We start from the raw sequence: 24,625 nt of genomic DNA, 5'->3' as shown, positions 1-24,625 counted from the left end.
TGATAGATATCATAACAGAGATCATCAAGGCATCGATAGGAAGAAGCCGTTTATAATCTATAATATGGCAGCTTAAATTCAACTTAGAAAACAGAAATCTTGGTCCAACAAAACGAGGGTACTATAGTCGTATTTTATTTTTTATAATTAACTGCAATACATCTTGTTTGATAATTATTAACTACCCATTATTAATTTCTAATTACTTAAATGGTACAATATCTAATTTTTATCTAAAGTAGAAAGCTTTTCAAAAAATTAGACAAGCATTGTCCATTTTTTTTACACTTCAATTTTGCCACCACAACACAAAGTCCTAACAACATGCTAATTACCAGCCTTGGCATAAGATTGGATACACAATGTGTAAATAACAGATGTAATTATTCTGATCAATTTAAAGAAAAAGCAAATCATGTCAATGGATCGAAAAATAGAAGCAAAGAAAGGGTTCAAAACCAAGCATATTTATATGCTACTTGGAATCCTCTTTCTTGGTTTTTTAGTTTGGCTACTGCTGAGTAGTTCTACCTCTACCTATCGGGCCGAACTCGAGAAACTGACTCTAACAGAAGTTTCGCAGGCTGAATTCAAGGATTACATTTCGATAATTGGAACCGTTGAACCAAAAACGACTATTTACCTGGATGTTGAAGAAGGTGGAAAAGTAACCGAGAAATTAATTGATGAAGGAGAATTGGTGAAAAAAGGGGATGTAATTCTTCGTTTGATTAACAACGATTTAAAATTACAAATTCTCAATACCGAATCGTCACTTGCCTATCAGGCCAACGAGTTGCGGAATACCTTAATTAGTATGGAACAACAGAAAATCAGCAATAAACAACAAATTCTTAGCATCGACAGCGATATCATCCGACAAAAAAGACAGTACGAACAGAACTTGCTGTTCTTTGAAAAAGGATTTGTGGCCAAAGAAGTTTACTTGCGGTCGAAGGAAGATTACGACTTATCATTACAAGATCGACAGTTACGATATCAACGTATGATTCAAGATTCTATTTTTCGAGAAAATCAAAAAATACAAATGAATAGCAGTTTGAATAATATGAAACAAAACCTTGAAATGGTTCGCGAACGACTCGAGAATTTAAATATTAAAGCTCCGGCCGATGGTCAGTTGGGAAGTTTGGATATTGAAATCGGTCAATCGATTAATCGAGGCGAGAGAATTGGTCAGCTTCATATTTTGAACAATTTTAAGGTGCTTGCCGAAGTCGACGAGCATTATATTGACCGTGTTCGTCGCGATTTAAGTGCTTCTCTACTACGAAACGATCAGGAATTTATTCTGAAGACTAAAAAGGTATATCCCGAGGTTCGCGATGGCCGTTTTAAGGTGGATCTGATTTTTGATGGGCAATCGCCGGAGAATTTACGCACCGGACAAACCTATCACATAAAACTGGAATTGGGACAAGCTGTTGAAGCGACTCTGCTGGCCCGTGGAGGATTCTTTCAAAGCACCGGCGGACAATGGGTGTTTATTTTGGATGAATCGGGGCGTTTTGCCACCAAACGAAACATTAAAATTGGCAGACAGAATTCTCAATATTTTGAAGTGTTGGAGGGATTGCAAGCTGGCGATAAAGTAATTACTTCGAGCTACGATGCCTTTGGAGACAATGAGCGGATTGATTTTAAATAAGCATAAACCTACGGATAGTAAAACAACATAATAACTAGAAATTCGTAATTTACCCCTATCCCAAATTCAGAACACATAAAGGAGCAATAATTAATGATTCAAAAATTAAATAGATATGATTAAGACCGAAAACCTAAGCAAAATATTCAGAACCGATGAGATTGAAACCTTGGCTTTGAATAATGTAAATCTGAAAATTAATAAAGGTGAATTTGTGGCCATTATGGGGCCATCGGGTTGTGGTAAATCTACCCTAATGAATATTTTAGGCTTGCTCGATAATCCTTCGGAAGGACAATACACTTTTGGGAGTACCGAAGTTGCAGGCTTAAAAGAAGGTCAGCGCACCGATCTGCGAAAAGGAAACATCGGTTTTGTTTTTCAAAGTTTTAATCTGATTGATGAACTGAATGTTTTTGAGAACGTGGAAATGCCATTGGTATATCAGCGCATCAGCAATAAAACCCGAAAAGAAATGGTGAATAAAGTGCTGGAACGCATGAACATGAGTCACCGTGCAAAACACTATCCTCAACAACTTTCGGGCGGACAGCAACAGCGTGTAGCCATTGCCCGGGCTGTGGTTTCTAACCCAGGATTAATTCTTGCCGATGAGCCAACAGGGAATCTCGACTCCAAAAACGGACAGGAAGTGATGGAATTGCTTACCGAACTAAACCGCGAAGGAACCACCATCATCATGGTAACTCACTCCATTCAAGATGCGGGCTATGCGCACCGAATCATCAATCTGTTTGATGGAAGAGTGGTTATGGAGGAGAGTTTGGTGGAGGAACGTAACTTGTAGTTTCTGAATTTCACATCCAAAACAGAATTGAGCTGGTAGATTTTTGCCATGGGAATTGCTCTGCTTACTCTTTCGTTTCAAGCTTGGAGAGCGGCGACTAGGAATCCGATGGAGAGTTTGAGGTATGAGTAAATTCGTTAGTCAATTGTTTATTACAATAGAACAGAAATCATATAGAATAATACCATAAGATTAATCTAGATATGAAGACTATTTTAAGAAGTATTTTAAGGGATAAATTGAGCAGTGGTGTTATTTTTATCAGTTTGATTACAGGCTTAGCTTGTATCAATTTAATTGCTTTGTTTATTAATTATGAGTTGAATACCGATTCTTTTCATGCTGATAGTAAGCAGATTTATACTTTACAAGCCGATCATCCTTTTGGAGAAGGTAAAATTTATCAATGTCGTTTTGGTTCTGCTGAATACATGAAAGATAATTTTACTGAGATTGTAGATTTTTGTCGGATTAGTACTTCAGGCTCTAGTAAACTTATTGTAAATAATGACGTTTATTTTGACAAACCAAGAATCATGGCTAGTTCTGAAAATTTTTTCAGTTTTTTTTCTTTTGAACTTCTGGCAAACAATCGTAAAACAGTTTTGAAAACTCCTAATAGTCTGGTTATATCAGATGTTTTGGCTCAAAAATATTTTGGTTACAATGATGCTATTGGTCAGAGTATTTGTTTTTTAAAAGATGGGAATAAAGAAGACATGATTGTTACAGGTGTCTTTAAAAAGCCTATCCAAAATACGCAATTTAATTTTGATATTGTTCGTGCTTTAGGAAAAGAAGAAATGGATACTTATTGTTGTGTCCGTTTGAAAAGAGGAGCTAGTGTAAGTGAAGTTGAGAAAATTTTTAAAGCAAATCAAGCGTTTATTCCTATTATTTATGCGGATACTCCTGGAACACACTATTTGAAGCCTTTTCGAGATACTTATTTTGATACGACAGAGAAGTCGGGAATTTGGCAAAGTCGGAACAAAGGTGAACTTTGGATTGCTTTTGTAGTTGCCTTTTTAATTTTTGTAATTGCATCTTTTAATTATTTCGGTTTAAGCAGAAACAAGCTGATAGAGAGGTCTAAGGAATTTACCATACGTCGAATTAATGGTGGTTCTAAGTTTCGTTTACTTCAGGTTTTTATGTCCGAAGCATCTTTTCTTATTGGTGTTTCTTTTTTAGGGAGTTTGTTTTTAATGATGTGGATAGCACCATTTTTTAATAAATTAGTTAAAACACATATCACACGGGAGCTTCTTTTCCAAATGGATCAAATTCTTCTTCTATCTAGTGTATGTATACTTCTGTTTATTATCACACTACTTTTTACATTCTATAGAATACAATCCAAGCTTAAATCTAATTTTACAGGTTTAGAAAAGACGATTAAGAGCAAACGTATTAACTTACCTATTTTTAGTATTCTACAATTAGCAACGACAGTGATTCTTATCATTTGTTCTTTTTTTATTCTTAAGCAAATTCATTTTATATCAGATAAGCCAATTGGCCTCGACAAATCCGTTATAGAAGTTAGACTTCCGGTTCAATATGCTAAACAAGTTTCTATCCTTAGAGATGAATTAAAAAAGAATCCATTTATTAATGATGTATCTATTGCAACTGCGTCACCTGTGTTAGAACATTATATTGTTTTTCTAGAATATCAAAAAAATGGAATACAGCATAAATATACGCCTGCTATATTCGAAGGTGATGACCGATATATTAATACTTTAGGCATCAAATTGTCGAGAGGAACAGCCTTTTCTGGCAATCCGGTAGCAGATAAAAAGAAGTGTTTAATAAATGAATCATTGGCTGATAGGTTTCCAGAAATCAATTTGATTGGGAGGAGTATCCCTGGAGGAGTTAAGGATCAAATAGTGATAGGTATCGTAAAAGATTTTCATTATTCCAGCTTAAAATCAGTTGTGCAACCTGCCATGATTAAGTATAAGAATACGGGATTTCATTTACTTGTAAAACCAATTGATGAAAGACAAGCGCAAACACAAGAGGCTATTTTTCAAGCTTGGAATAAATTCATACCTGATTACCCTCTAAATATCGAATCCATTGGAGATCGTTTTGAGTGGTATCATCGTGAAAACAACAACTATGTAAAGCTATTAGGAGCTTGTTGTATTATCAGTATCCTTTTATCAATGATAAGTTTGTTTGCCAATTCCTACAAAACAACACGTTACAGAACCAAAGAAATCGGAATCCGAAAAGTAAACGGCGCCAAAACCTACGAGATCATCAAAATGCTAAACAAAGAGTTTGCAAAATGGGTAACCATCGCATTTATTATCGCCTGCCCAATTGCTTACTATGCCATGAGCAAATGGCTCGAAAATTTTGCCTACAAAACAGAACTCAGCTGGTGGATTTTTGCTTTATCGGGAATCATTGCCCTGGGAATTGCTCTGCTTACCGTTTCGTTTCAATCGTGGAGAGCGGCTACAAGAAATCCGGTGGAGAGTTTGAGGTATGAGTAATCAATTTTTGAAGATTATTAATGATTAAAAAATAGTATATAAATGAATATTCCGCATAGTGTGAAAATTTCTTTTAGAAGCATTATTAAAAACAAAACCCAATCGTTGATTAGTATACTTGGATTGGGTATTGGTTTGGGCTGTGTGTTTTTGTTGAGCTTACTTTATATTCATGAAAACTCTTTTGATAGTTTTATTCCCAATAAAGAAAATTTATATCGGATTTCGCAAGGTTCTGAAAATACAACTCCTTATCCCTTGGGCAGTACAATAAAAGAAGAAATTCCTCTTATTGACAATTATTTTAGGTATTCCCAAGATTCGGATGTAGAATTAAAGAATTCTAAGAATGACTTAGTGAAAGATAAACGATTTGCATGTGCTGACACTTCGATCTACACTTGTCTGGGGATTAGGATTATTCAAGGAAATGCCTCCCAGTCTGAAAAAGAAATATGCATCTCTGCTTCGACTTCCGATAAGTATTTTGACAATAAAAATCCTATTAATGAAATACTTCAGATAAAAATCAACAATCAATTTTTACCCTTAACAATTTGCGGTGTTTATGAAGACTTCCCTCAAAATTCCAGATTATATCCCAATTTCATTGGTCATTTAGACTTAATGAAAGAATTCCTTGAGCGGAGATATCGATATTTTGAGGATTTTAGACGTACATCTGAAGATTTTGAAGATTGGAATCATTTTATAAATGAAACCTACCTTCTTTTAAATAAAAAAGCAGACCCAAAAAATATCTTGCTACAGATACAGGCTTATAAGAACAGAACTATTAATGAAGCGAGAAAAAATCAGGATTATGCATTACAACCTGTCACTGATATCTATTTGCAGTCAACAGGTTTGAATGAAAGAATCGAAAGCCGAACCGGAAATTCAGAACAATTGAAATACCTACTTATCATTTCCTTATTTATTCTAATGATTGCTGTTGTGAACTATGTGTTTCTGACGAAAGCAAAAATAGAGAACCGCCTAAAAGATTTTGGGGTTCAAAAAGCCATGGGTGCCTCAACTAAATCCATTCTAAAACAAGTTTTATTGGAATCAAATATACTTTCAGTCATTAGTTTGCTTCCCGCGTCATTGGTTGTTCTAATCGGATTTCCTTTCATAAACAAAACGCTTGAACGCACTTTAGGTTTAGAGGTTTTTATGATATGGCAATCATGGCTGGTCTTATTTCTAGTTGTGATTGTAACAGGGACAATTTCGGGGATTATAATCGGCTTAACTATTACAAAACGATCTTCAGTTGATTTGATTAAGGGAATAAAATTGAACTCATCGAAAAAGAAAGGCTGGACGAATTCTGTTCTAAGTATACATTTTGCAATCTTTATTATTTTGGTTACTGGCATTCTAACAATAAAGAAACAATTGCATTATGCTCAGACAAGTTCCAAGAATATTGAAACTGAAAATGTAATTATTTGTGATCTTAACTCTCGTGAAATAAGCAAGCAACACCAGTCAATCTCAAATGAAATTGAAAAAATACCTGGGGTTATAGCTACAGCCGGCTCATCTTCAATTCCTCCAACAAATGTAGGTTCAACAATTGGCTTTATGTATGAAAATAATGAAGTCGTATTTGATGGCTTATTTACAGGCAAAGGAATGTTAAACCTTCTCAAGGTTGAATTTATTGATGGACAGGATTTTAATGATTATCGTAAAAGCAATATTATAATTAACGAATCTGCAGCAAAGCAATACAATTTAAAAGTTGGTGAATCATTTAATGGATTTAAAATTCGTGGAATTGTTAAAGATTTCAACAGTCATTCTTTTCATTCTCAGATTCAGCCAATGGCTATTCTTCAGCAAAAACCGCAAAACATGAATTTGCTTGTCATAAAAACCAATGGAGTTAACAACAAAGAAATCCAGAAAAAAATCAACAGCTATTTCAAAAAGTTATCTCCAGACGTAATTGTAAATATTTATACACTAACCGATCAAATCAATCAATTCTATAAAAAAGAACAGCAACAGGTTAAACTAATTACTGCATTTTCATTTTTGGCTATAGTCTTATCAGTTATGGGTTTATTTGGCATGGTGCTTAATACGATTATTCAACGCACCAAAGAAATAGGAATCCGAAAAGTAAACGGCGCCAAAACCTACGAGGTAATTGCAATGCTAAATAAAGATTTTTTAAAATGGGTAGCAATCGCCTTTGTGATTGCTTGCCCAATTGCCTGGTATGCCATGCACAAATGGCTCGAAAATTTTGCCTACAAAACAGAACTCAGCTGGTGGATTTTTGCCTTAGCAGGAATCATCGCAATGGGAATTGCTATGCTTACCGTTTCGTTTCAGTCGTGGCGGGCGGCTACAAGAAATCCGGTGGAGAGTTTGAGGTATGAGTAATGAATTTGATTTCAAGTTAATCTGTGTTTAACCCATAATTGACTATTAAAACATTCTTAAGAATATAAACAATGCTTCTATACAATCTTAAACTTGCTATCAGAAACCTATTAAGTAACAAAGTAGTGTTGCTGATTAATATTTTGGGCCTTTCTGTAGGAATAACCATCGGATTGTTAATATTCTCTTTTGCACAAAAAGAATTATCAACTGATCATTTTCTTCCTCAGCACGAACAGGTATTTTCCCTTCTTCGAAATGATCAGCCAGGAGTAGCACAACAAATGAGTCAGTTGGTAAAAAAAGAAATACCAGAGATCGAATCTATAACAAACTGTCAATACGAGCAGGCTCCTCAGGTATTTGTAAAAAATAATGATGTCAGTTTTAAGATTGAAAAACTTTTGATAGCCGATTCTTCTTTTTTTAAGGTTTTTCAGCTGCCATCAGTTTATGGAAACCCATCTAATTCTTTGAACAAACCAAATCAATTGGTATTGACAAAATCGTTGGCCAAAAATATTTTTGGTGATACAAACCCTATTGGGAAAAGTTTACTATACAATACCACTCATTTACAAAATGAATTAGTAGAAGTAACAGCTGTTATCGAAGATCTACCTCAGAATTCGTCATGGGATTTTAAGGCTGTTCTTTCTACATTAACCAATTATAAAATTGATTGGTATAAAAATCAGGGATGGGGAAATCAAAATTTCATCTCCTTCCTCAAGACCAAGGAAAATGTCAATCCAGAACTTCTGCAGGAGAAGATTATGAATATGTCCCAAGAAAATATACCTGACGGATACAAAGATCTTATTCAGTTTTCCATATTTCCATTTTCTCAAATCTATTTTAACTTTCCAAAGCACGGCAAATTAAAACATGGAAATAAATTTACTCTGGCCATCATCCAAATCATTGGTTTTCTAATTCTATTTCTTGCCTGTGTTAATTACATTAATTTGGTGACTGCTCAACGCGGAAAAAGATATAAGAATGTTGCTATTATTAAAACCATGGGCAGTAATAAACGACATATTTTGGCTCTGTTTACATACGAATCAGCAATAACCCTTCTTATTGTTCTAGTACTGGTAATCGGCTTCGTATGGCTTCTATTAAGCGGATTTAACCAGTTAACTCATTCTGCTTTTGCCTTAATCGAAATATTTTCCGGTTGGAATCTATGTATGTTGTTTTTCATCATGCTATTTACACTGGCAATAACAGGTTTATTTCCCGGATTGATTTTTAGCAGGCAAACAACAAGTGCACTTATTAACAGGCATGTTGATAAAAAACAAAAAAACAGCTTAAGAAATAGCTTGCTGGTGTTTCAGTTTTTTATTTCAATCATTTTAATAACTTGTTTGCTTGTAATCAACCACCAAAACAAACTTCTCTTCAACAATAATCCTGGGTTTGAAAAGGAACATATTCTCTACGCAAGTACCAACACTGATCTGGAAAACAACACGCAGGCTTTTAAAAACCAACTACTGCAAACACCGGGAATAGAAGACCTTACCTTTTCGAGCGAACCAATCCTAAAAATTTCTGAAAATTGGGGTTTATCTTTTATAAACAGAGGAAAGGAAGAAACAATCCGTTTTGCCAAGTTTAGAGTCAGCTCTAATTTTTTCAATTTCTTTAACATCCAATTAAAACAGGGCACAAATTTTACAGAACACTCAAAAGCAAAGTGGGACTTTATTCTCAACGAAACAGCTATTCGCAATTTCGACATCAAACAACTTTCTGATGCACGAATGCTCCTTGATGAAGACCCCTCTTCTGGAACCATAATAGGTGAGGTGAATGATTTTAACTTTGAATCGATGCATTCCCCCATTCGCGAAGCTGTATTTACCTGCTCAGGAAAAAGCGATGAAGTAATTTACCTGAAAACAACCGCCAATACGCCGAAGATTTTGGAACAAACCATTCAATTAATTAAAAAAACGTGGAACGAGTTTTCACCGAATTTCCCTTTTGAATACCATTTTCTTGATGATTCCTGGGAACAGCTTTATCGAAAAGAAAAGCTGTTTCAAAAAATTGTGAGCTATGCCGCTCTAATTTCTCTCTTTCTATCCTGTTTAGGACTGATAGGTCTAAGCTTTTTTGTTATTGAAAACCGAACCAAAGAAATAGGAATCCGCAAAGTTAACGGCGCCAAAACTATTGAGATAATGAGTATGCTAAATCTGGATATATTAAAATGGACGTTAATCGCCTTTGTAATCGCCTGCCCCATTGCCTGGTATGCCATGCACAAATGGCTCGAAAACTTTGCCTACAAAACAGAACTCAGCTGGTGGATTTTTGCTTTAGCGGGAATCATCGCCCTGGGAATTGCTCTGCTTACCGTTTCGTTTCAGTCGTGGAGAGCGGCGACTCGAAATCCGGTAGAGAGTTTGAGGTACGAGTAATGAATATAGAAATTCTATTGAAAAACAAATGACAAATTATGATGTTTTTAAAACTTGCATTTCGACGCTTATTTTTAAAGGGTGATCACAGTGTCGCCCGTATAGTCTCCTTAGCTACAGGTTTGGCTTTTGGTATTTTACTTTTATCTGAGGTATTCTATTATCACAGTTTCGATAGTTTTTATCCCGATTCGGATCGTATTTATGTTGTCGCTGAAAATTACAAAGCAGAGAAGTCTAAAGATAAATTGGAAAGTGCTAATCAAGTTAGTGGTGCAATTGCTCCGGGTTTAAAAGCAGAGGTGCCAGGAGTAGAAGCTGCAACGCGATTAAATTCTATAGGTTCATCAATATTTTACACCGAAAACAAGAAAAGCTACGAGGCTAAGTTTGTTTTGGCAGATGAACATCTCTTCGAAGTATTACCTAGACCTATGCTTAAGGGAAATCCTGTGGAAATTCTCAAATCGCCTATGAAATGTATGATTTCGAATAAAATTGCTACTCGTATAGGTGGCGATGTTATTGGGCAAGCTATTGAATTGAAAGAATATCCAGGTGGTAAGTTAACGATTGAAGGTATATTTGAAGCTTTGCCAGAAAACACGAATTACAAATACGACGTATTAATATCAATGGTTTCAACAAGCTATTTTATGTGGGATGGCTCTGATAATTGGCTTGGAAATGATCGTTATTTCTCCTGTGTTAAACTAGCTCCAGGGGTTAAACCAGAAAATCTAGCTTCTGCAGTTAGAAAAATGCAAGAAGTACATCAGGATATTAGAAAAATTGAGGCTCAAGACGATGGATTTGTTTTGAAATATTCACTTAAACCCATTCAGGAAGTTTATACAGAAACCCTAAAAGACATTATTTTAATTCTAAGTACAATTGCATTTTCGGTTTTATTTGTTTCTTTATTAAACTATATTCTACTCACACTAAGCGTGCTGGTAAAAAGGTCAAAATCATCGGCAATCTATAAAACCTTTGGAGCTCATTCTCGCCATTTGCAACAAATTATTTTTTCTGAGTCAGCCCTTCTATTTCTCCTATCCTTAATCGTAGCTTTTATTCTGATTATAGTATTACAACCAGTAGCCGAGCAACAAGTTGGGCATAAATTGCAATCCGTTTTAAATCCCTATGTTATTTTGCCTTTAATGGGCATATTGATATTTATGCTTATTCTAATGAGTTACTTGCCAGCTCGTTTTTTCTCCCGTATTCCTGTAGCTAATGCTTTTCGTTACTATCAACAAAAAAAGAACAGTTGGAAATTGATTTTATTAGCCTTCCAGTTTATAGGCGCTTCTTTTATTTTATCGATGCTGGTTATTGTTAGTTTGCAATACAATAACATGAAAAATAGTTCTCATGGTTATCAAGCCAAAGGTGTTTTTTATGGATCAACTAGCGGTATGGATGGAAGTAAAATAGCTAGTGTATTACACGAATTAAGATCGATGCCTGAAATTGAAAAAATTGGACTTGGAGCAACATTGCCATGCGACTCCAAATCTGGAAATAACATTCTATCTCAGGATGGACAAAGAGATTTATTCAACATTGCAGATTTTTATGCTGTTGACGATAGTTATTTGTCCATACTAAATATACAAGTAACAGAAGGACAGGTGTTTTCTGAGGAAACAACTCTTGAAGGTGATGTGCTAATTAGTAAGAAAGGTGCTAAACTACTTCAAATGCACAATGCATGGAATGAAGGTGTGGTTGGTAAACAAATAGTGATTAGTGAACATGGGAGCACAATTATTAAGGGTGTTTTTTCGGATTTCACAATAGGCTCTAAGGCTGATCCAGATATACGTCCTGCCGTATTTTTCTATAGATCTGAATCTAATTTTATAAAAACAGCTATCAAATATCCATCCTATTCATTCAACATATTGGTGAAAACCTATCCGAATACTCAAGCTAGAGTAATGGATAAAATAAGAGAGGTATTTAATACTGCTTTACCTTATAGAGATGCCGATATAAAGAGTCTTGAAATACAGCAAGAAAAAGGCTATACGCAACAACGTGGATTTCGAAATGCAATGGTGGCAGGTAGTACAATAATCTTACTCATTACAATTATTGGACTATTAGGCTATACTTCCAACGAGGCGGTAAGACGTCGTAAAGAATTGGCTATTCGCAGAATAAACGGAGCTAAATTTTCAAGTCTTCTAAAGGTCTTCTTGTGGGATATTGAGATTCTGGCTGTTCCTGCTGTATTACTTGGTGCTTTAGGAGCTTGGTTTACAGCTAACTTGTGGATGCAGAATTTTGCTTATAAACTCCCTTTACATTGGTGGATATTTTTCATATGTAGTTTGATCATTCTTTTACTTGTAGCTCTAGTAACGGTCATAAATTTCACTCGAAATGCACGCCGAAATCCGGTGGAGAGTTTGAGATATGAGTAAAAATGATGATTAAAACTTAATAGATTCAAGATATGCAGCAAATTAAACACATTTTCAGGTCGATATTAAAATATAAAACGGCCTCTATATTTACCATATTAAGTTTGGTAACAGCTTTTTCATGCATTATTATTATAAGTCTTTATGTTTCCTTTGAGAAAAGCTTTGATAATTTTCATGCCAATGGAGCTTCAATATACCGTGTAGAGACGAGTTATTCTTCCTTTATTCCTGCTATTACTGCTGAGGTTATCCGAGAGAATGTTCCTGAGGTAGATGCTGTGAGTCCATTTTGGGGAGGTGTGGAATCTAAAGTTTATACACCAGAAATGGAGATTAAAAATGAGTCTGTTTCGGCTATTTCTTTTTATGCTGGCGAGAAATTTTTAAGCATGTTTAGTTTCCCTTTGCTATATGGTAATAAGGATATTGCTTTGAGTGAAGCGGGTAGTGTTGTTATTACAGAATCTTTAAGTAAAAAACTTTTTGGTGAAGAAAATGCTAGTGGGCGTATTCTTACAATCCGTGGCACCCAACTTAAGGTTTCGGGTATTATGAAAGATCTTCCTATAAATTCAAGTTTTCAATCTGATTGTTTTATTTCATTTGAGACTTTAACTCGTGATAGTAAAGGAAAATACAAATTCACGAAAAGTTGGTCAGAATGGAGTTTTAACGTATTTATTCAGACTCACGAAGGTGTTAATCTTGAAGCATTGGTTAAGAAAATATCTGAGATTGATGTTTTTAAAGAAAAACTGGATGGAATTAAGGAGCGCTACCCTAATCAAGAACCTTTAATTTTAAGACCATTAAACGATTTACATTACGTGTCATCTAAGCTGGGAAAAGCAAGTCGATTAATTCTCGATATTTTCACCTTATTGGGCTTCATGGTTTTACTTATGGGCTTTGTTAATTTCGTCAATTTTTCTACATCTCAAGCTGCAAAGAGGGCTAAAGCTTTATCAGTTCAGCAAATTTTGGGTGAAAAAAAACTTGGAGCTAGATTTCAAGTTGTAGCTGAGTCTGTTTTACTATCAATAGTGTCAATTATATTGGCTATCGGTATACATTTTCTTATTTTTTCTTCAATCGAAAGTTTTTTCGAAATTCAAGGTTTGTCACTCAAATCACGGCCTCTGTTTTTTGTTTGGTTTTTCCTTTCAGCTCTATTTTTTGGAGTTTTATCGAGTTTATATCCTGCACGCTATATCACATCAGCACCAATTTCGGAAACGTTAAAGGGCAAAGCCTTCTTTAAGGGCAAAAAAAAGATGCTCAGAAATACATTGGTAATTGTACAATTTATATTTACAATAGGCTTAATTATTTCTGCTGTAACCATTGAGAAGCAAATTAATTATTGGAAAAATTTTGATATTGGAATAGAGAAGGAACATGTTGTTTTTCTAAAAACAACAAATGATTTAAGAAATCATCATGAGACTCTTGGAAATGAATTATTAAAGCATGATCGAATTGTTGATTATACTTATTCCAATTTTATTCCAGGTCATGTTGGAATGGGCTGGGGAAGAGAAATTGATGGCCAATATGTAGAGCTTAAGTGTTGGCCTATTGACAATCGTTTTTTAGATTTTTTCAAGATCCAAATTAGTGAAGGACGAGCTTTTATTGGTGGTTCATATTCAGATAATAATAAGTTTATTTTAAATGAAAAAGCGGTTGAACAATTTTGCTGGGATAAACCATTGGAGAGAAAAATGGGAGGTTTTGATTTTACTGGTGAAATTGTTGGGGTAGCAAAGAATTTTAATTTTTCTAGTCTCCAAGAAGAAATAGAACCCATGCAGTTTTGGTTAACTGATGATGTCGGAAGAAAGAACATTTTGATGTTGCGCTTAAAACCAGGAAATTACAGCGAGATCTTTAGATATATCAATAATGTTGCAGAGGAATTTGATTCTGTAAATAAAGTGGAAGTGCAATTTCTGGATGATGAACTGAATAATCTATATTCCAAAGAAGAAAAAATAGCTCATTTTATTGAATTTTTAACGATATGGTGTGTTTTACTAGCATTATTCGGACTTCTTGGTCTAAGCGTATTTATATGTCACGATCGCACCAAAGAAATCGGAATCCGAAAAGTAAATGGTGCCAAAACCTACGAGATCATCAAAATGCTAAACAAAGAGTTTGCAAAATGGGTAGTCATTGCATTTCTTATTGCTTGTCCCATTGCCTGGTATGCCATGCACAAATGGCTCGAAAATTTTGCCTACAAAACAGAACTCAGCTGGTGGATTTTTGCTTTAGCAGGAATCATTGCCCTGGGAATTGCTCTGCTTACCGTTTCGTTTCAGTCGTGGAGAGCTGCAACGAAAAACCCGGTGGAAAGTTTGAGGTACGAGTAATCCTAAAATAAATATCGATATCAATCAAAAAAACTAAATAAATGAAAAACCATATTCTAGTCATTCTCTTACTTTCCGCATTGTTTGCCTGTCAGAATAACAAGCTTAAAAACAATGAGAAAGATTTGGCGCAAAAAATTCTTAGTGAAGAAGACCAAATTGCCCTAAAAGAATCTATCCGATTGGAAAAAGAAAAAATATGGGCCGATTCTATCGCCAAATTACCGAAAGGCTTTCGATTTGAAGAGAATCGAAGTGTAGATGTTAATCATCCTCCGAAAATTATCGATATCGCGAATCGTTTAGGTCAAGCGAAATCCTTAAAACTTTCAGCCGTTTCGAACAAGATTGATTACATCAGAATGGAGGCTGTTCCGGACGCTAGCATTCCGAACGATCTAGGATTCAAATATTACATGATGAATAATTATATCGTAGGAGTTAATATTTATGGAATTCATTTGTTTTCAAATAAAGGAGCGTTTGTAAAAACCATCGTTAAAAATGAATTAACTGGTGTTAAATTTGATTCGGAAAGAAATGCAGTAATAATTACCTACGCCGATTACACTCAAAAAGGAGCTACAACCAATGTGTGGGCTCGAGGAGATCAATTCTATTACAACTATACGAATAGCATCACCGGACAAAACCTTATTATGGAATTGGACTGTTCGCAAAAACAGATTGCTCAAAATTCAAGCTTCGATCCTGAAAATCCAAATGTAATAAATGGTCTTGGGAAAGTTTGCATCGATATTAATCATGGAAAAAACGAACCCGAAAAACCTTTATATCCAAATGGAATGACCATTGCTCCTATCGGTTATTTTTACAAACAATTCGATGTTTTTAATCCGGATAAAAACACCTACATCGAAAAATTGGATAACGAAAATATGTACGCAATACTAAATACCAAAGGGGATACCTTAGCCTGTTTTAAAAAATTCGAGCAACTAAAAAATTACACAAAAGAGCTAATTCGAGGAGCTGATTTTGGATGTCAATATGAAAAGGATGGAAATTTTTGCTTTCGATCCGATTTTAACGATACTATTTTTAAACTAACACCTCCCAATCAAATACAACCAATCTACGTTCTTAATTTAGGACAATATAAAGTGAGTAAGCAAAATGGACTTGATCCTGATTACGATCTTACGGGTAAAATAATACCAAAAGACTGGGCCGATGCGAAAGATTATGTTTTTTTACGATTCATTAAAAATAATACGGATAGCCCACGAAACAGAAAAAATAAAAGCGTCGAAATCTACCATGCATTGTACTCGAAAAAAACACAGCACTTGGATATTCTAGAATCAGATCCTACAAACTATGATGTAAACCTATTGGAAAATGATGTTGATGGCGGAATCTCCGTTTGGCCAGAATCCTACATGATCAATAAAAAAGGCGAGATAATGATTTCTTTAAAAGGTTCTGATGTAAAAGATCATGTTCTATCGCTGGAATTTAAAAACTCAAGCGCTCCAATTCAGAAAAAAGAAGCATTGCAACAGTTAGCAAACACATGCTCCGATCAAGATAATATTTTAATGCTCGTTCAATAATATCCAAGCAATGCAACAAAGCCTCAAATTCATATTTCGATCTTTCAGAAAGAGAATTGTATTCTCTTTAATTACCTTTTCCGGATTTACCATTGGAATTTTAGCCGCTTTATTGATGTACATTTGGGTGTTTAATGAGTTAAGTCATGACAAATTTCACGCTGATTACAACAAAATTATCGTGTTCTCACCTTATCAAAGCAAGGGGATCAAATTGTAAAATCGGCAAACTCTTATCAGCCTCTTGCTTCCACGCTTAAAGCAGATTACCCACAAATTGAAGCCGCCACCTTTATCAGTTACTCCTCCGAAGATTCGCCTCTTTACCGGGAAAATATAAACGAAAAGATTGAAGCAAGAAAATGCTTTGTTAATGATGATTTTTTTAAAATTTTTTCTGGTTTTAATTTTCTCGAAGGAAATCCTGAAACTGTTTTTAATGATCGTGCAAATGTTATTCTTTCAGAAGCAAGTGCTAAAAAACTATTTGGAAACGAGTCTGCTCTTGGAAAACAAATCATTAGCGACAAATATGAAAAGGAGACCTATACAATAAGTGCTGTGGTGCGTATTCCCGAAAATAGTCACATCAGCTTTGACTACATAATTTCAGAAAACTATAGTAATGGTTACCGAAATAGTAAAAAGCTTTGGACCAATTCCTATTGGGTTAGAACCTATATTAAACTAGCCGAAAATGCAAATATTGAGGAATCGTTCCTTTCTCGGGTTAGCAATCATATCGGAAGGTACACCAACAAAACAGACAAGCTTATCTTTCAGCCCTTGGCCGATATTCATTTACATTCCGATTATACCCCAGGTCTTATTGATAAAAATATAAGTAGTAGTAAATATGTCTGGATTTTCACTGGTCTTTCCTTGCTTATTTTATGGATGGTTATCTTGAATTTCTCGATTCTTACAACAGCTATTTCCTCTGAACAAGCAATACAGATAGGCATTCAGAAAATTAATGGAGCAAAAAGAAAGCATCTAATTTTTCAGTTCATAGGAAATTCTCTTTTACAAACCTTCGCAGCTGCTTTTTTGGCTTTACTATTGTGCTGGTTGCTACTACCATGGTTTATAAATATAATTGGCCAAAATCTATCTTTCCATTTATCTGGCAAACTTATTTTAAACCTTATTGTAATAACCGTAATTACGGCTCTTTTAGCTAGCATTTATCCCTCATTTTATTTTTCTAAACTTCAACCTATTTCTATTTTTCAAAAGAGAAAATCAAGCAGTTCTAAAATGAGCTTTTTTAGTTTCCTTATTATCATTCAATTTGCAATTGCTATATTTTCCTTAGCTATTTCTGCCGGTATTATAAAACAATTAAATTACATGCAGTCTAAGGAGTTGGGAATTAATCACCAGAACATGATAATTGTACCAACTGGTTTATGGTACGATAGTAGCGCATTCAAAAATGAATTGCTTCAAAATCCCAATATCATCAGTGTTTCGGCAAGTAGTTATGCTCCGGTAAACTGTGGATGGGAAACCACTTACGCCCTCAATCATCAAGGTTTATTGGATAGTGTTAAGGCCTCTGTATTTTGTGTCGATCAAGATTTTGCGAATAACTATGGTTTGGAACTGGTGCAGGGTAAATTCCTTCAAATGAACTATGATGACTACTGGGAAGAAATGCGTAAATCAGCAAAAAATGAAAAGAACCTTACCAATGAAAGCGTAATATTCCCAATTGTAATCAATCAAACTGCAGAAAAATTATTTGGCTTTTCAGATCCGATTGGTCAGCGAATAGATGATAATATAATTGTGGGGGTAGTGAAAGATTTTCATTTTAAACCCTTGCACTACCCCATTGGCCCATTGGTATTAACAAATTCCCCTGAAAATATCATGACCATGAATATAAATATTCAGGCGAATAACTTCAAAGAAACAATTCTGTTCATAAAGAAAATTTATCAGAAACATCGCGACCAAAGAGATTTCTCCTACCAGTTTTTCGATGATATTTTAAATAGAGAATACCAACAAGAAATCCGTCTTAAGAACATTACCAGCCTATTCTCTGCACTTACCGTTTTAATAGCTTTGCTAGGAATATTTGGCATTTCTTGGTTTTCAATTTGTCAAAGAGTTAAAGAAATAGGAATCCGAAAAGTAAACGGCGCCAAAACCTACGAGGTAATTGCAATGCTAAATAAAGATTTTTTAAAATGGGTAGCAATCGCCTTTGTGATTGCTTGCCCAATTGCCTGGTATGCCATGCACAAATGGCTCGAAAATTTTGCCTACAAAACAGAACTCAGCTGGTGGATTTTTGCCTTGGCAGGAATCATCGCCATGGGAATTGCTATGCTTACCGTTTCGTTTCAGTCGTGGAGAGCGGCTACAAGAAATCCGGTAGAGAGTTTGAGGTACGAGTAATCCTAAAATAACTATCGATACAAATCAAAAAAAATGAAAAACCATATTCTAGTCATTCTCTTACTTTCTGCACTATTTGCCTGTCAGAATAACAAGCTTAAAAACAATGAGAAAGCTTTGGCGCAAAAAATTCTTAGCGAAGAAGAACAAATTGCCCTAAAAGAATCCATCCGATTGGAAAAAGAAAAAATAGGGGCCGATTCTATCGCCAAATTACCGAAAGGCTTTCAATTCAAGGAGATTCGAAGTGTAGATGTTAATCATCCTCCGAAAATTATCGATATTGCCAATAGCCTCGATACTAGTAAAGAAATGAAACTATCGGATGTAGCAAGCGATATTGAATACATTAAAATGCAAGCAATACCCGATTCTACAGTAGCAAGAGACCTTAAGTTAAAGTATCATATAATGGATAAATACATTGTTGCTTCTAATTTGTACGGCATTCATTTGTACTCTAAAAAAGGTGCTTATATACGCTCGGTTGTTAAAAACAAGTTAACAGGTGTTGAGATAGAACTGGATAAAAATATAGTAAGTTATTACTATAGTGATTATACTCATGTAGGAGGTTCAATTAATGTGTGGTCTCGTGGCAATAACTTGTTCTACAATTACCAAAATAGTATAACCGGTCAGAATATGATTATGGAGCTCGATTGCTCGAACCAGCAAATGGCATTAAATTTAGCCTTCGATCCTGAAAACCCCAATGCCATTACTGGCCTGGGTAAAGTTTGTGTCGATCTTAATCATGGCATTAACAAGCCAGAAAAATTTTTATATCCAAATGGAGCTTTTGGTTCCTATATAGATGATCTTCAAAGAGATTTTTCTGTTTTCAACCCAGATAAAAATACCTATATCACCAACCTGACAGATGATAAAATGCTTGGTATTTTAAATACGAAAGGCGATACCTTGGCAAGTTTTAGAAAACTAGAACAAGTTAAAAATTACACCAAGCGCTCTATGCGGGGAACCGATTTTGGAACTAAATACGAAAAAGCAGGCCACTTTTTCTTTCGAACAGATTTTAACGATACTATTTTTCAGGTGATTCCACCTAATATTATTCGCCCTGTTTATGTTTTAAATTTAGCGCAATATAAGCTTAATAAACAAACTGGTGTAGATCCAGACGCAAGCTTGAAAGGAAAAATAATTCCAATGGACTGGGCTGATGCAAAAGATCACATCTTTTTGACCTTCAGTATAGATAATTACGATTCTCCGAAAAACAGAAGCACTCATAGTGTGAAAATATATCACGCCGTATTTTCTAAAAATAATGATCATCTAAACATCATAAAAGCGAATCCAACAGATTATCGTCCTCATCTTCTCGAGAATGATATTGATGGCGGACTTGCGGTTTGGCCTTTATGCTATATGATTGGAAAAAAAGGAGAAGTATTAGTTTCACTAAAAGGGAAAGAGCTGAAAGATCATATAAAATCGGCTCTTTATAAAAATTCTTCTGCTTCGATAGAGAAAAAAGAACGCTTAAAACTACTTACTAATTCTCTTTTCGATCAGGATGATGTTTTAATGATTGTTAACTAATGAAATCTAGCTTAAAATTTCCCTTTTGCGGATTTTTTGATGGTCTGTCTTTCGATTCTACAAATCTGCACCCGAAAATTGCCGGAACATGCCATGGCCTGTTCTTTTTCGGAAAAACCCATTCCCCAAAAACACCCCAAACCTCTAAAGGGGCTTAAAAAATCCTCTGCCTAAAGCCAGAGGCAAAAACATGAATTCACCGATCATATCCATTCATCATTTATCCCCTGCTTTAGCTGGGGATTTAAAAAATAATTATTTATTCTCCAATTTGTACCAAGTAATATCATCGCCCTGATAGTTAAATTTATCTTTCAATTTAAATCCAAGTTTCTCCAATACTCGTTGCGATTTTAAGTTACTCACCAAAGTCATGCTAAAAATCTCCGTTAATTTTAGTTCCTCAAAAGCATATTGAATAGCTGCTTTTGTAGCTTCGGTAACATATCCTTTTCCCCAATACTTACGCAACAATCTAAATTTCAGATTGTAAAAATCGCTGCGTCCGTTGTAATTCTCTTTTTCCAATTTAAAACCAGTCCAACCAATAAAATTTCCCGATTCCTTTTCAACAATTGCCCAACGACCAATACCATTTTTCGTGTATTGCTCCCGAATCGATTCAATCATCTTTTTACTTTGCCCAATATCACGAATTGGTCTCCGTCCCAGGAATTTATACACCTCAACATCCGAATCCATTTCGAACATACTCTCGGCATCCGTTGGTAATATTTCTCTCAAATAAAGCCTTTCTGTTTCAAACAATTTCATATGTTTATAATTTTAAGTTTTTGCCATATGGAACTTACCATGTTGGGATAATCATCCCCCTGTGTGTAGAAAGCTTTGTACGTGGACGTTTCATATTTATATTTCTTTTTTAATTACAACGCATCCTTTTAAGCTCGCAGATATCTTCCAATTCTACAAATTTTTCTCCTTAAAAGCCATATTCCCACTAAAATACAACAATTAAGTAAATTTCAATTCACATTCCCCACATAAGCTTCCCCCAAACTACAATCACCAAGCATCAAATCTATAAAATCAGGCATTTCTCTAACAACAAAAAAAGCGACAGCTCTTTCGAACCATCGCTTTCTATCGTTTAACTTGTAATTCGTAATTACTACTTGATTATACGTGTCGCAATATATCTTCCAAATTCTCAAATTTGGTTTTATAATCGTTCATCGACCTAACAATTACCTCGTGAGCCTCTTCAACACCATAAATATGGGTTATTTCGGCCTCGCTATCCAAGCCCGGCATATCCTTATAAGTCAAAAAATAATGTTTCAACCGATCCACAATTATTGTAGGCAAACATTTAATATCCGTAAAACCACCATAAGTGGCGTCATTAATTAGCACTGCAATAATCTTATCATCGGCCTCGTTACCATCAATCATTCGAAAACCACCAATCGGACGAACTTCAGCAATAATATCACCGTGCGATATTGCTTTCTCGGTCAAAACACAAATATCTAAAGGATCAGAATCTCCCATAATATTTTCCTTACCCGATTTTTCACTGCAATAATCACCAACCGATTTTCCGCAATACGTTTGAGGTAAAAAACCATACAAAGCAGGAACAACATTCGAAAATTTCTGTGGTCGATCAATTTTTAGATACCCACTCGTTTTGTCCACCTCATATTTAACGGTGTCAGTAGGAACCATTTCTATAAAAGCCATTACCGATTCCGGCGCATTGTCTCCCACATCAAGTCCATGCCAAGGATGAGACTTGTAACGCAATCCCATTAACCTTGCAATTGGATCATTCAATTTGTTTCGCATAGTACGTGTTTCTTTTAATGCTTCGTTTTTAGCACAACGATTTTTATTTTACTAAAAGCAAATGTAGCAAAACAATATAAAAAACGAGCCAATCGTCTTTTTCTTTTCCTCCTATTCTAAAAATTGAGTGATTTCCGCCAGTATCATTTGGGGCTTACCTCCTTCTAGTCGGTCGGGCTTTTCGCTACAAGTCCTCGCCATTCCCTCCCACCAGCCAAGCCTGCCTGCGGGCTTTCCACTACAATCCCTAAGCCAGCGGGAAGTAGCAAGAAAAAAAGTAACAAGTAACAAGAAGCAAAATTCAAGTAGTAAAAAAAATAACCATTCAATTTCGAAATCCCTAAGGAATACGACCTGGCGTGTCTGTAATTCAATAAAAATAAACAATCTGAAATAGTACAATGGCTAAAGTCAGAGGCAATAAATAAATGCTCCTGCTGATTTGTAATCAGCAGGTTTCGAGATTGGGATCTGTGATCCTTTTTTTTACGTAATGCCGCAGAGACATGCCATGGCGTGTCTGCAATTCATATTAAAATACATTCACAGCACAATGCAAAAAATCCCCTTTCCGGAAAAGCTTCGATCAAATACACCAAGTAATAGAAGTAATTAAAGAATCGGAAATATAGACCGCAATTTGGTCAATTTACGAGACTTAGGAATCCAGACAAGAGACCTGAGCGAAATCAATACATTACCATTTAGAAAATAGTGTTTTGTCATACACATATGCTTTCCAGTCTCATATGGATTTTACCGGAAAGTTCACCCTCATCGGCTTTAATTAGCTGGTGAGGGTTTATTTTTAAACAACTTAGAAATACGATCTAAATGATTTCTATAAATTTTTGATTTTTTCCAATTTTCTAACAATTCTTTTTCCCCGAAAATAATTTCTCTTGAAGAATTTTCAATTGTTCTTTTCTGAAATTGTCGATATTTAAAGTAAGAAATTCTTTTTTTAACTTGACAAATTTCTTTTGGTAATACTTTATTATTTAATTCAATTTCCAGTAATAAATTAGGGGATAAAGCAACCATTATATTAGAAGAACTAACTAATATAGGGCAATCCGATAATGGGAATTTAAACTTACTCAAGTTATAAAAGGTCCATTTTGAGGAAAGATATGGGAGTATCATTTCCATTACTTCATCCTTATTCGATAGTTTGTGTTTCAGATATAATAAAATCTCAAATTTATCTCTGCCATAGAATTCACCATGTTTATTAAGCTTCCTCAATGTATTATGATTTCGAATAGTTTGAACTAAAAGGAAATAGGATAAACTTGTTTTTTCAGCTATATTTTCCACTTTTCCATTTTCTATGGTACTATTCAATATCTCCTTATACAAATCTTCCATACCTGTAAAATGATTCTCAAAATCTAAAGTTAGATCACCATTATCATCTTCATTAGATAGTTTTTGATAATTAGGATATTCTTCTGGAAAATATCTTTTGCAGTAACTTAACCTTGCTTCCTTTGTTACAATGGCAAGTCCAGCTTTCTTTTCAAAAAATATATTACATACTTTTTGTGAAATTATTTCATCTTTTCGTAGATTCAAGCAATGTACTACCTGATTTCTAGGTTTATCAAAACTTTTATGATTATTCGACTTACTTTTGTAGTACTCGAAATTCCAATTTGCTGTCCAAAAACAAGGATTATAGTGATTATTTTTTGTTAATGCCATGTGATAATAATTAAAGAATCTTAATCTAAAGTTCTATTAAACCAATTTAACGTTCTACTCACTTCAAAATGATTCTTCCCATAAACATCTGAATATTTAACCAAAATCGTCAGACCTCCTAAAGTTGCACGAGTACTCTTTTTAAAATCGTCATAATTTGTACTTTTATCTTCAGAATAATCTAATGATTCAACTCTAGCTAAATACATATCTTCATCAACTCGAATAGCTTTGTTAGCTAATTCTTTTACAAAATCGCTCCAAGTTAATCCTCTTGGCATATCAACATCCAGAAAATCTATAAGGTTGGATCTGGAAATTTTCGAGTTATAAACTTCAACACTATTTATAATTAATGGTCCAACACCAGCATTTGATATCTTAACAAAAATTTCATCCTCATAATCTCCTAAGACAATTTGCCCTATAGGCATAAGAGACACATAATTATGTCTTCTTTGTATTCTCAAAGTCCGGATAGAAAGCCCGATACCAAACAGAGATACCATGAAAGCACTGAATGCAATAATAAAATTAGGGTCGTCAAATACTTTTAACATTATTTACAATATTTAATTATTAATACGTAATTTATATTTCTTTCCATTCATTATGACCTGTCACTTTTTATGTTAAATCATCTCAAAGGTTATTTTCAAATTCATTTACAAATCTAGTGCAAAACTTTGTGCCGAACTAAATTTTACACAACAACTAATCTTCAAAAACACAACCTATCAAACCAGTCTGATAATCAATCATATTATACCATGCAGACCTATTCTAATTAAAGGAAAATCAATTAAAATACACATTCGATTAGATAGAATAAAAATAAACCCCACCAGCATAAGCCCAAAGAATACACACATTATAATAATGCTTTCGTTGTCGT

General features: G+C 34.6%; 14 protein-coding genes. 10 read left to right on the top strand and 4 right to left on the bottom strand.

Annotated features, from left to right (window positions below):
• The first annotated feature begins 421 nt into the window (after positions 1-421).
• The 10 genes from BZG02_RS12880 (at position 422) to BZG02_RS12830 (ending at position 20,211) form a co-directional block, all read left to right on the top strand.
• Positions 422-1,669, top strand: a complete 1,248-nt coding sequence (locus BZG02_RS12880) for an efflux RND transporter periplasmic adaptor subunit (RefSeq protein WP_101261851.1) — start codon at positions 422-424, stop codon at positions 1,667-1,669.
• Between the two features lie 115 nt (positions 1,670-1,784).
• A complete protein-coding gene (locus tag BZG02_RS12875) occupies positions 1,785-2,477 on the top strand; it encodes an ABC transporter ATP-binding protein (RefSeq protein WP_101261843.1) in 693 nt (230 codons plus the stop codon).
• 203 nt (positions 2,478-2,680) lie between these two features.
• Positions 2,681-4,993, top strand: a complete 2,313-nt coding sequence (locus BZG02_RS12870; RefSeq protein WP_101261842.1) for an ABC transporter permease — start codon at positions 2,681-2,683, stop codon at positions 4,991-4,993.
• Positions 4,994-5,035: 42 nt separating this feature from the next.
• Positions 5,036-7,396, top strand: coding sequence for an ABC transporter permease (locus BZG02_RS12865; protein ID WP_101261841.1), 2,361 nt, complete (start codon positions 5,036-5,038; stop codon positions 7,394-7,396).
• 71 nt (positions 7,397-7,467) lie between these two features.
• The gene (locus BZG02_RS12860; protein ID WP_101261840.1) at positions 7,468-9,834 is read left to right on the top strand and encodes an ABC transporter permease; all 2,367 of its coding nucleotides are present in this window, start codon (positions 7,468-7,470) and stop codon (positions 9,832-9,834) included.
• A 38-nt stretch (positions 9,835-9,872) separates the two neighbouring features.
• Positions 9,873-12,272 carry an ABC transporter permease gene (locus BZG02_RS12855; RefSeq protein ID WP_101261839.1) on the top strand — a complete coding sequence of 800 codons (2,400 nt, stop codon included), beginning with the start codon at positions 9,873-9,875 and terminating at the stop codon, positions 12,270-12,272.
• Positions 12,273-12,304: 32 nt separating this feature from the next.
• Positions 12,305-14,653, top strand: coding sequence for an ABC transporter permease (locus BZG02_RS12850; RefSeq protein WP_101261838.1), 2,349 nt, complete (start codon positions 12,305-12,307; stop codon positions 14,651-14,653).
• A 41-nt stretch (positions 14,654-14,694) separates the two neighbouring features.
• Positions 14,695-16,230, top strand: coding sequence for a DUF4933 domain-containing protein (locus tag BZG02_RS12845; RefSeq protein WP_101261837.1), 1,536 nt, complete (start codon positions 14,695-14,697; stop codon positions 16,228-16,230).
• A gap of 213 nt (positions 16,231-16,443) precedes the next feature.
• Positions 16,444-18,642, top strand: a complete 2,199-nt coding sequence (locus BZG02_RS12835; RefSeq protein ID WP_281253687.1) for an ABC transporter permease — start codon at positions 16,444-16,446, stop codon at positions 18,640-18,642.
• A gap of 33 nt (positions 18,643-18,675) precedes the next feature.
• Positions 18,676-20,211: a DUF4933 domain-containing protein gene (locus tag BZG02_RS12830; protein ID WP_101261834.1), complete on the top strand. Its 1,536-nt coding sequence runs from the start codon at positions 18,676-18,678 to the stop codon at positions 20,209-20,211.
• Between the two features lie 255 nt (positions 20,212-20,466).
• Here the strand turns inward: BZG02_RS12830 and BZG02_RS12825 are convergent, their stop codons facing one another.
• The 4 genes from BZG02_RS12825 to BZG02_RS12805 all read right to left on the bottom strand — a co-directional run bounded on the left by BZG02_RS12825 (position 20,467) and on the right by BZG02_RS12805 (position 24,290).
• Positions 20,467-20,985 carry a GNAT family N-acetyltransferase gene (locus BZG02_RS12825; RefSeq protein WP_101261833.1) on the bottom strand — a complete coding sequence of 173 codons (519 nt, stop codon included), beginning with the start codon at positions 20,983-20,985 and terminating at the stop codon, positions 20,467-20,469.
• A gap of 366 nt (positions 20,986-21,351) precedes the next feature.
• Positions 21,352-22,023 (bottom strand): inorganic pyrophosphatase, encoded by a 672-nt coding sequence (locus BZG02_RS12820; protein ID WP_101261832.1) that lies wholly within the window; start codon positions 22,021-22,023, stop codon positions 21,352-21,354.
• Positions 22,024-22,806: 783 nt separating this feature from the next.
• Positions 22,807-23,730: a DUF4238 domain-containing protein gene (locus tag BZG02_RS12810; RefSeq protein ID WP_101261830.1), complete on the bottom strand. Its 924-nt coding sequence runs from the start codon at positions 23,728-23,730 to the stop codon at positions 22,807-22,809.
• A gap of 20 nt (positions 23,731-23,750) precedes the next feature.
• The gene (locus tag BZG02_RS12805) at positions 23,751-24,290 is read right to left on the bottom strand and encodes a hypothetical protein (protein ID WP_101261829.1); all 540 of its coding nucleotides are present in this window, start codon (positions 24,288-24,290) and stop codon (positions 23,751-23,753) included.
• Between the last annotated feature and the right edge of the window lie 335 nt (positions 24,291-24,625).

This window comes from Labilibaculum filiforme (assembly GCF_002843315.1).
Classification (GTDB): domain Bacteria; phylum Bacteroidota; class Bacteroidia; order Bacteroidales; family Marinifilaceae; genus Labilibaculum; species Labilibaculum filiforme.
Note: the sequence above shows the minus strand (reverse complement) of the source record. Positions and strands in the feature narration are given on the sequence as shown.

Coding starts and splice junctions, on each gene's coding strand:
- BZG02_RS12880 (WP_101261851.1), top strand. CDS start 422: ATGGATCGAAAAATAGAAGCAAAGAAAGGGTTCAAAACCAAGCATATT.
- BZG02_RS12875 (WP_101261843.1), top strand. CDS start 1,785: ATGATTAAGACCGAAAACCTAAGCAAAATATTCAGAACCGATGAGATT.
- BZG02_RS12870 (WP_101261842.1), top strand. CDS start 2,681: ATGAAGACTATTTTAAGAAGTATTTTAAGGGATAAATTGAGCAGTGGT.
- BZG02_RS12865 (WP_101261841.1), top strand. CDS start 5,036: ATGAATATTCCGCATAGTGTGAAAATTTCTTTTAGAAGCATTATTAAA.
- BZG02_RS12860 (WP_101261840.1), top strand. CDS start 7,468: ATGCTTCTATACAATCTTAAACTTGCTATCAGAAACCTATTAAGTAAC.
- BZG02_RS12855 (WP_101261839.1), top strand. CDS start 9,873: ATGATGTTTTTAAAACTTGCATTTCGACGCTTATTTTTAAAGGGTGAT.
- BZG02_RS12850 (WP_101261838.1), top strand. CDS start 12,305: ATGCAGCAAATTAAACACATTTTCAGGTCGATATTAAAATATAAAACG.
- BZG02_RS12845 (WP_101261837.1), top strand. CDS start 14,695: ATGAAAAACCATATTCTAGTCATTCTCTTACTTTCCGCATTGTTTGCC.
- BZG02_RS12830 (WP_101261834.1), top strand. CDS start 18,676: ATGAAAAACCATATTCTAGTCATTCTCTTACTTTCTGCACTATTTGCC.
- BZG02_RS12825 (WP_101261833.1), bottom strand. CDS start 20,985: ATGAAATTGTTTGAAACAGAAAGGCTTTATTTGAGAGAAATATTACCA.
- BZG02_RS12820 (WP_101261832.1), bottom strand. CDS start 22,023: ATGCGAAACAAATTGAATGATCCAATTGCAAGGTTAATGGGATTGCGT.
- BZG02_RS12810 (WP_101261830.1), bottom strand. CDS start 23,730: ATGGCATTAACAAAAAATAATCACTATAATCCTTGTTTTTGGACAGCA.
- BZG02_RS12805 (WP_101261829.1), bottom strand. CDS start 24,290: ATGTTAAAAGTATTTGACGACCCTAATTTTATTATTGCATTCAGTGCT.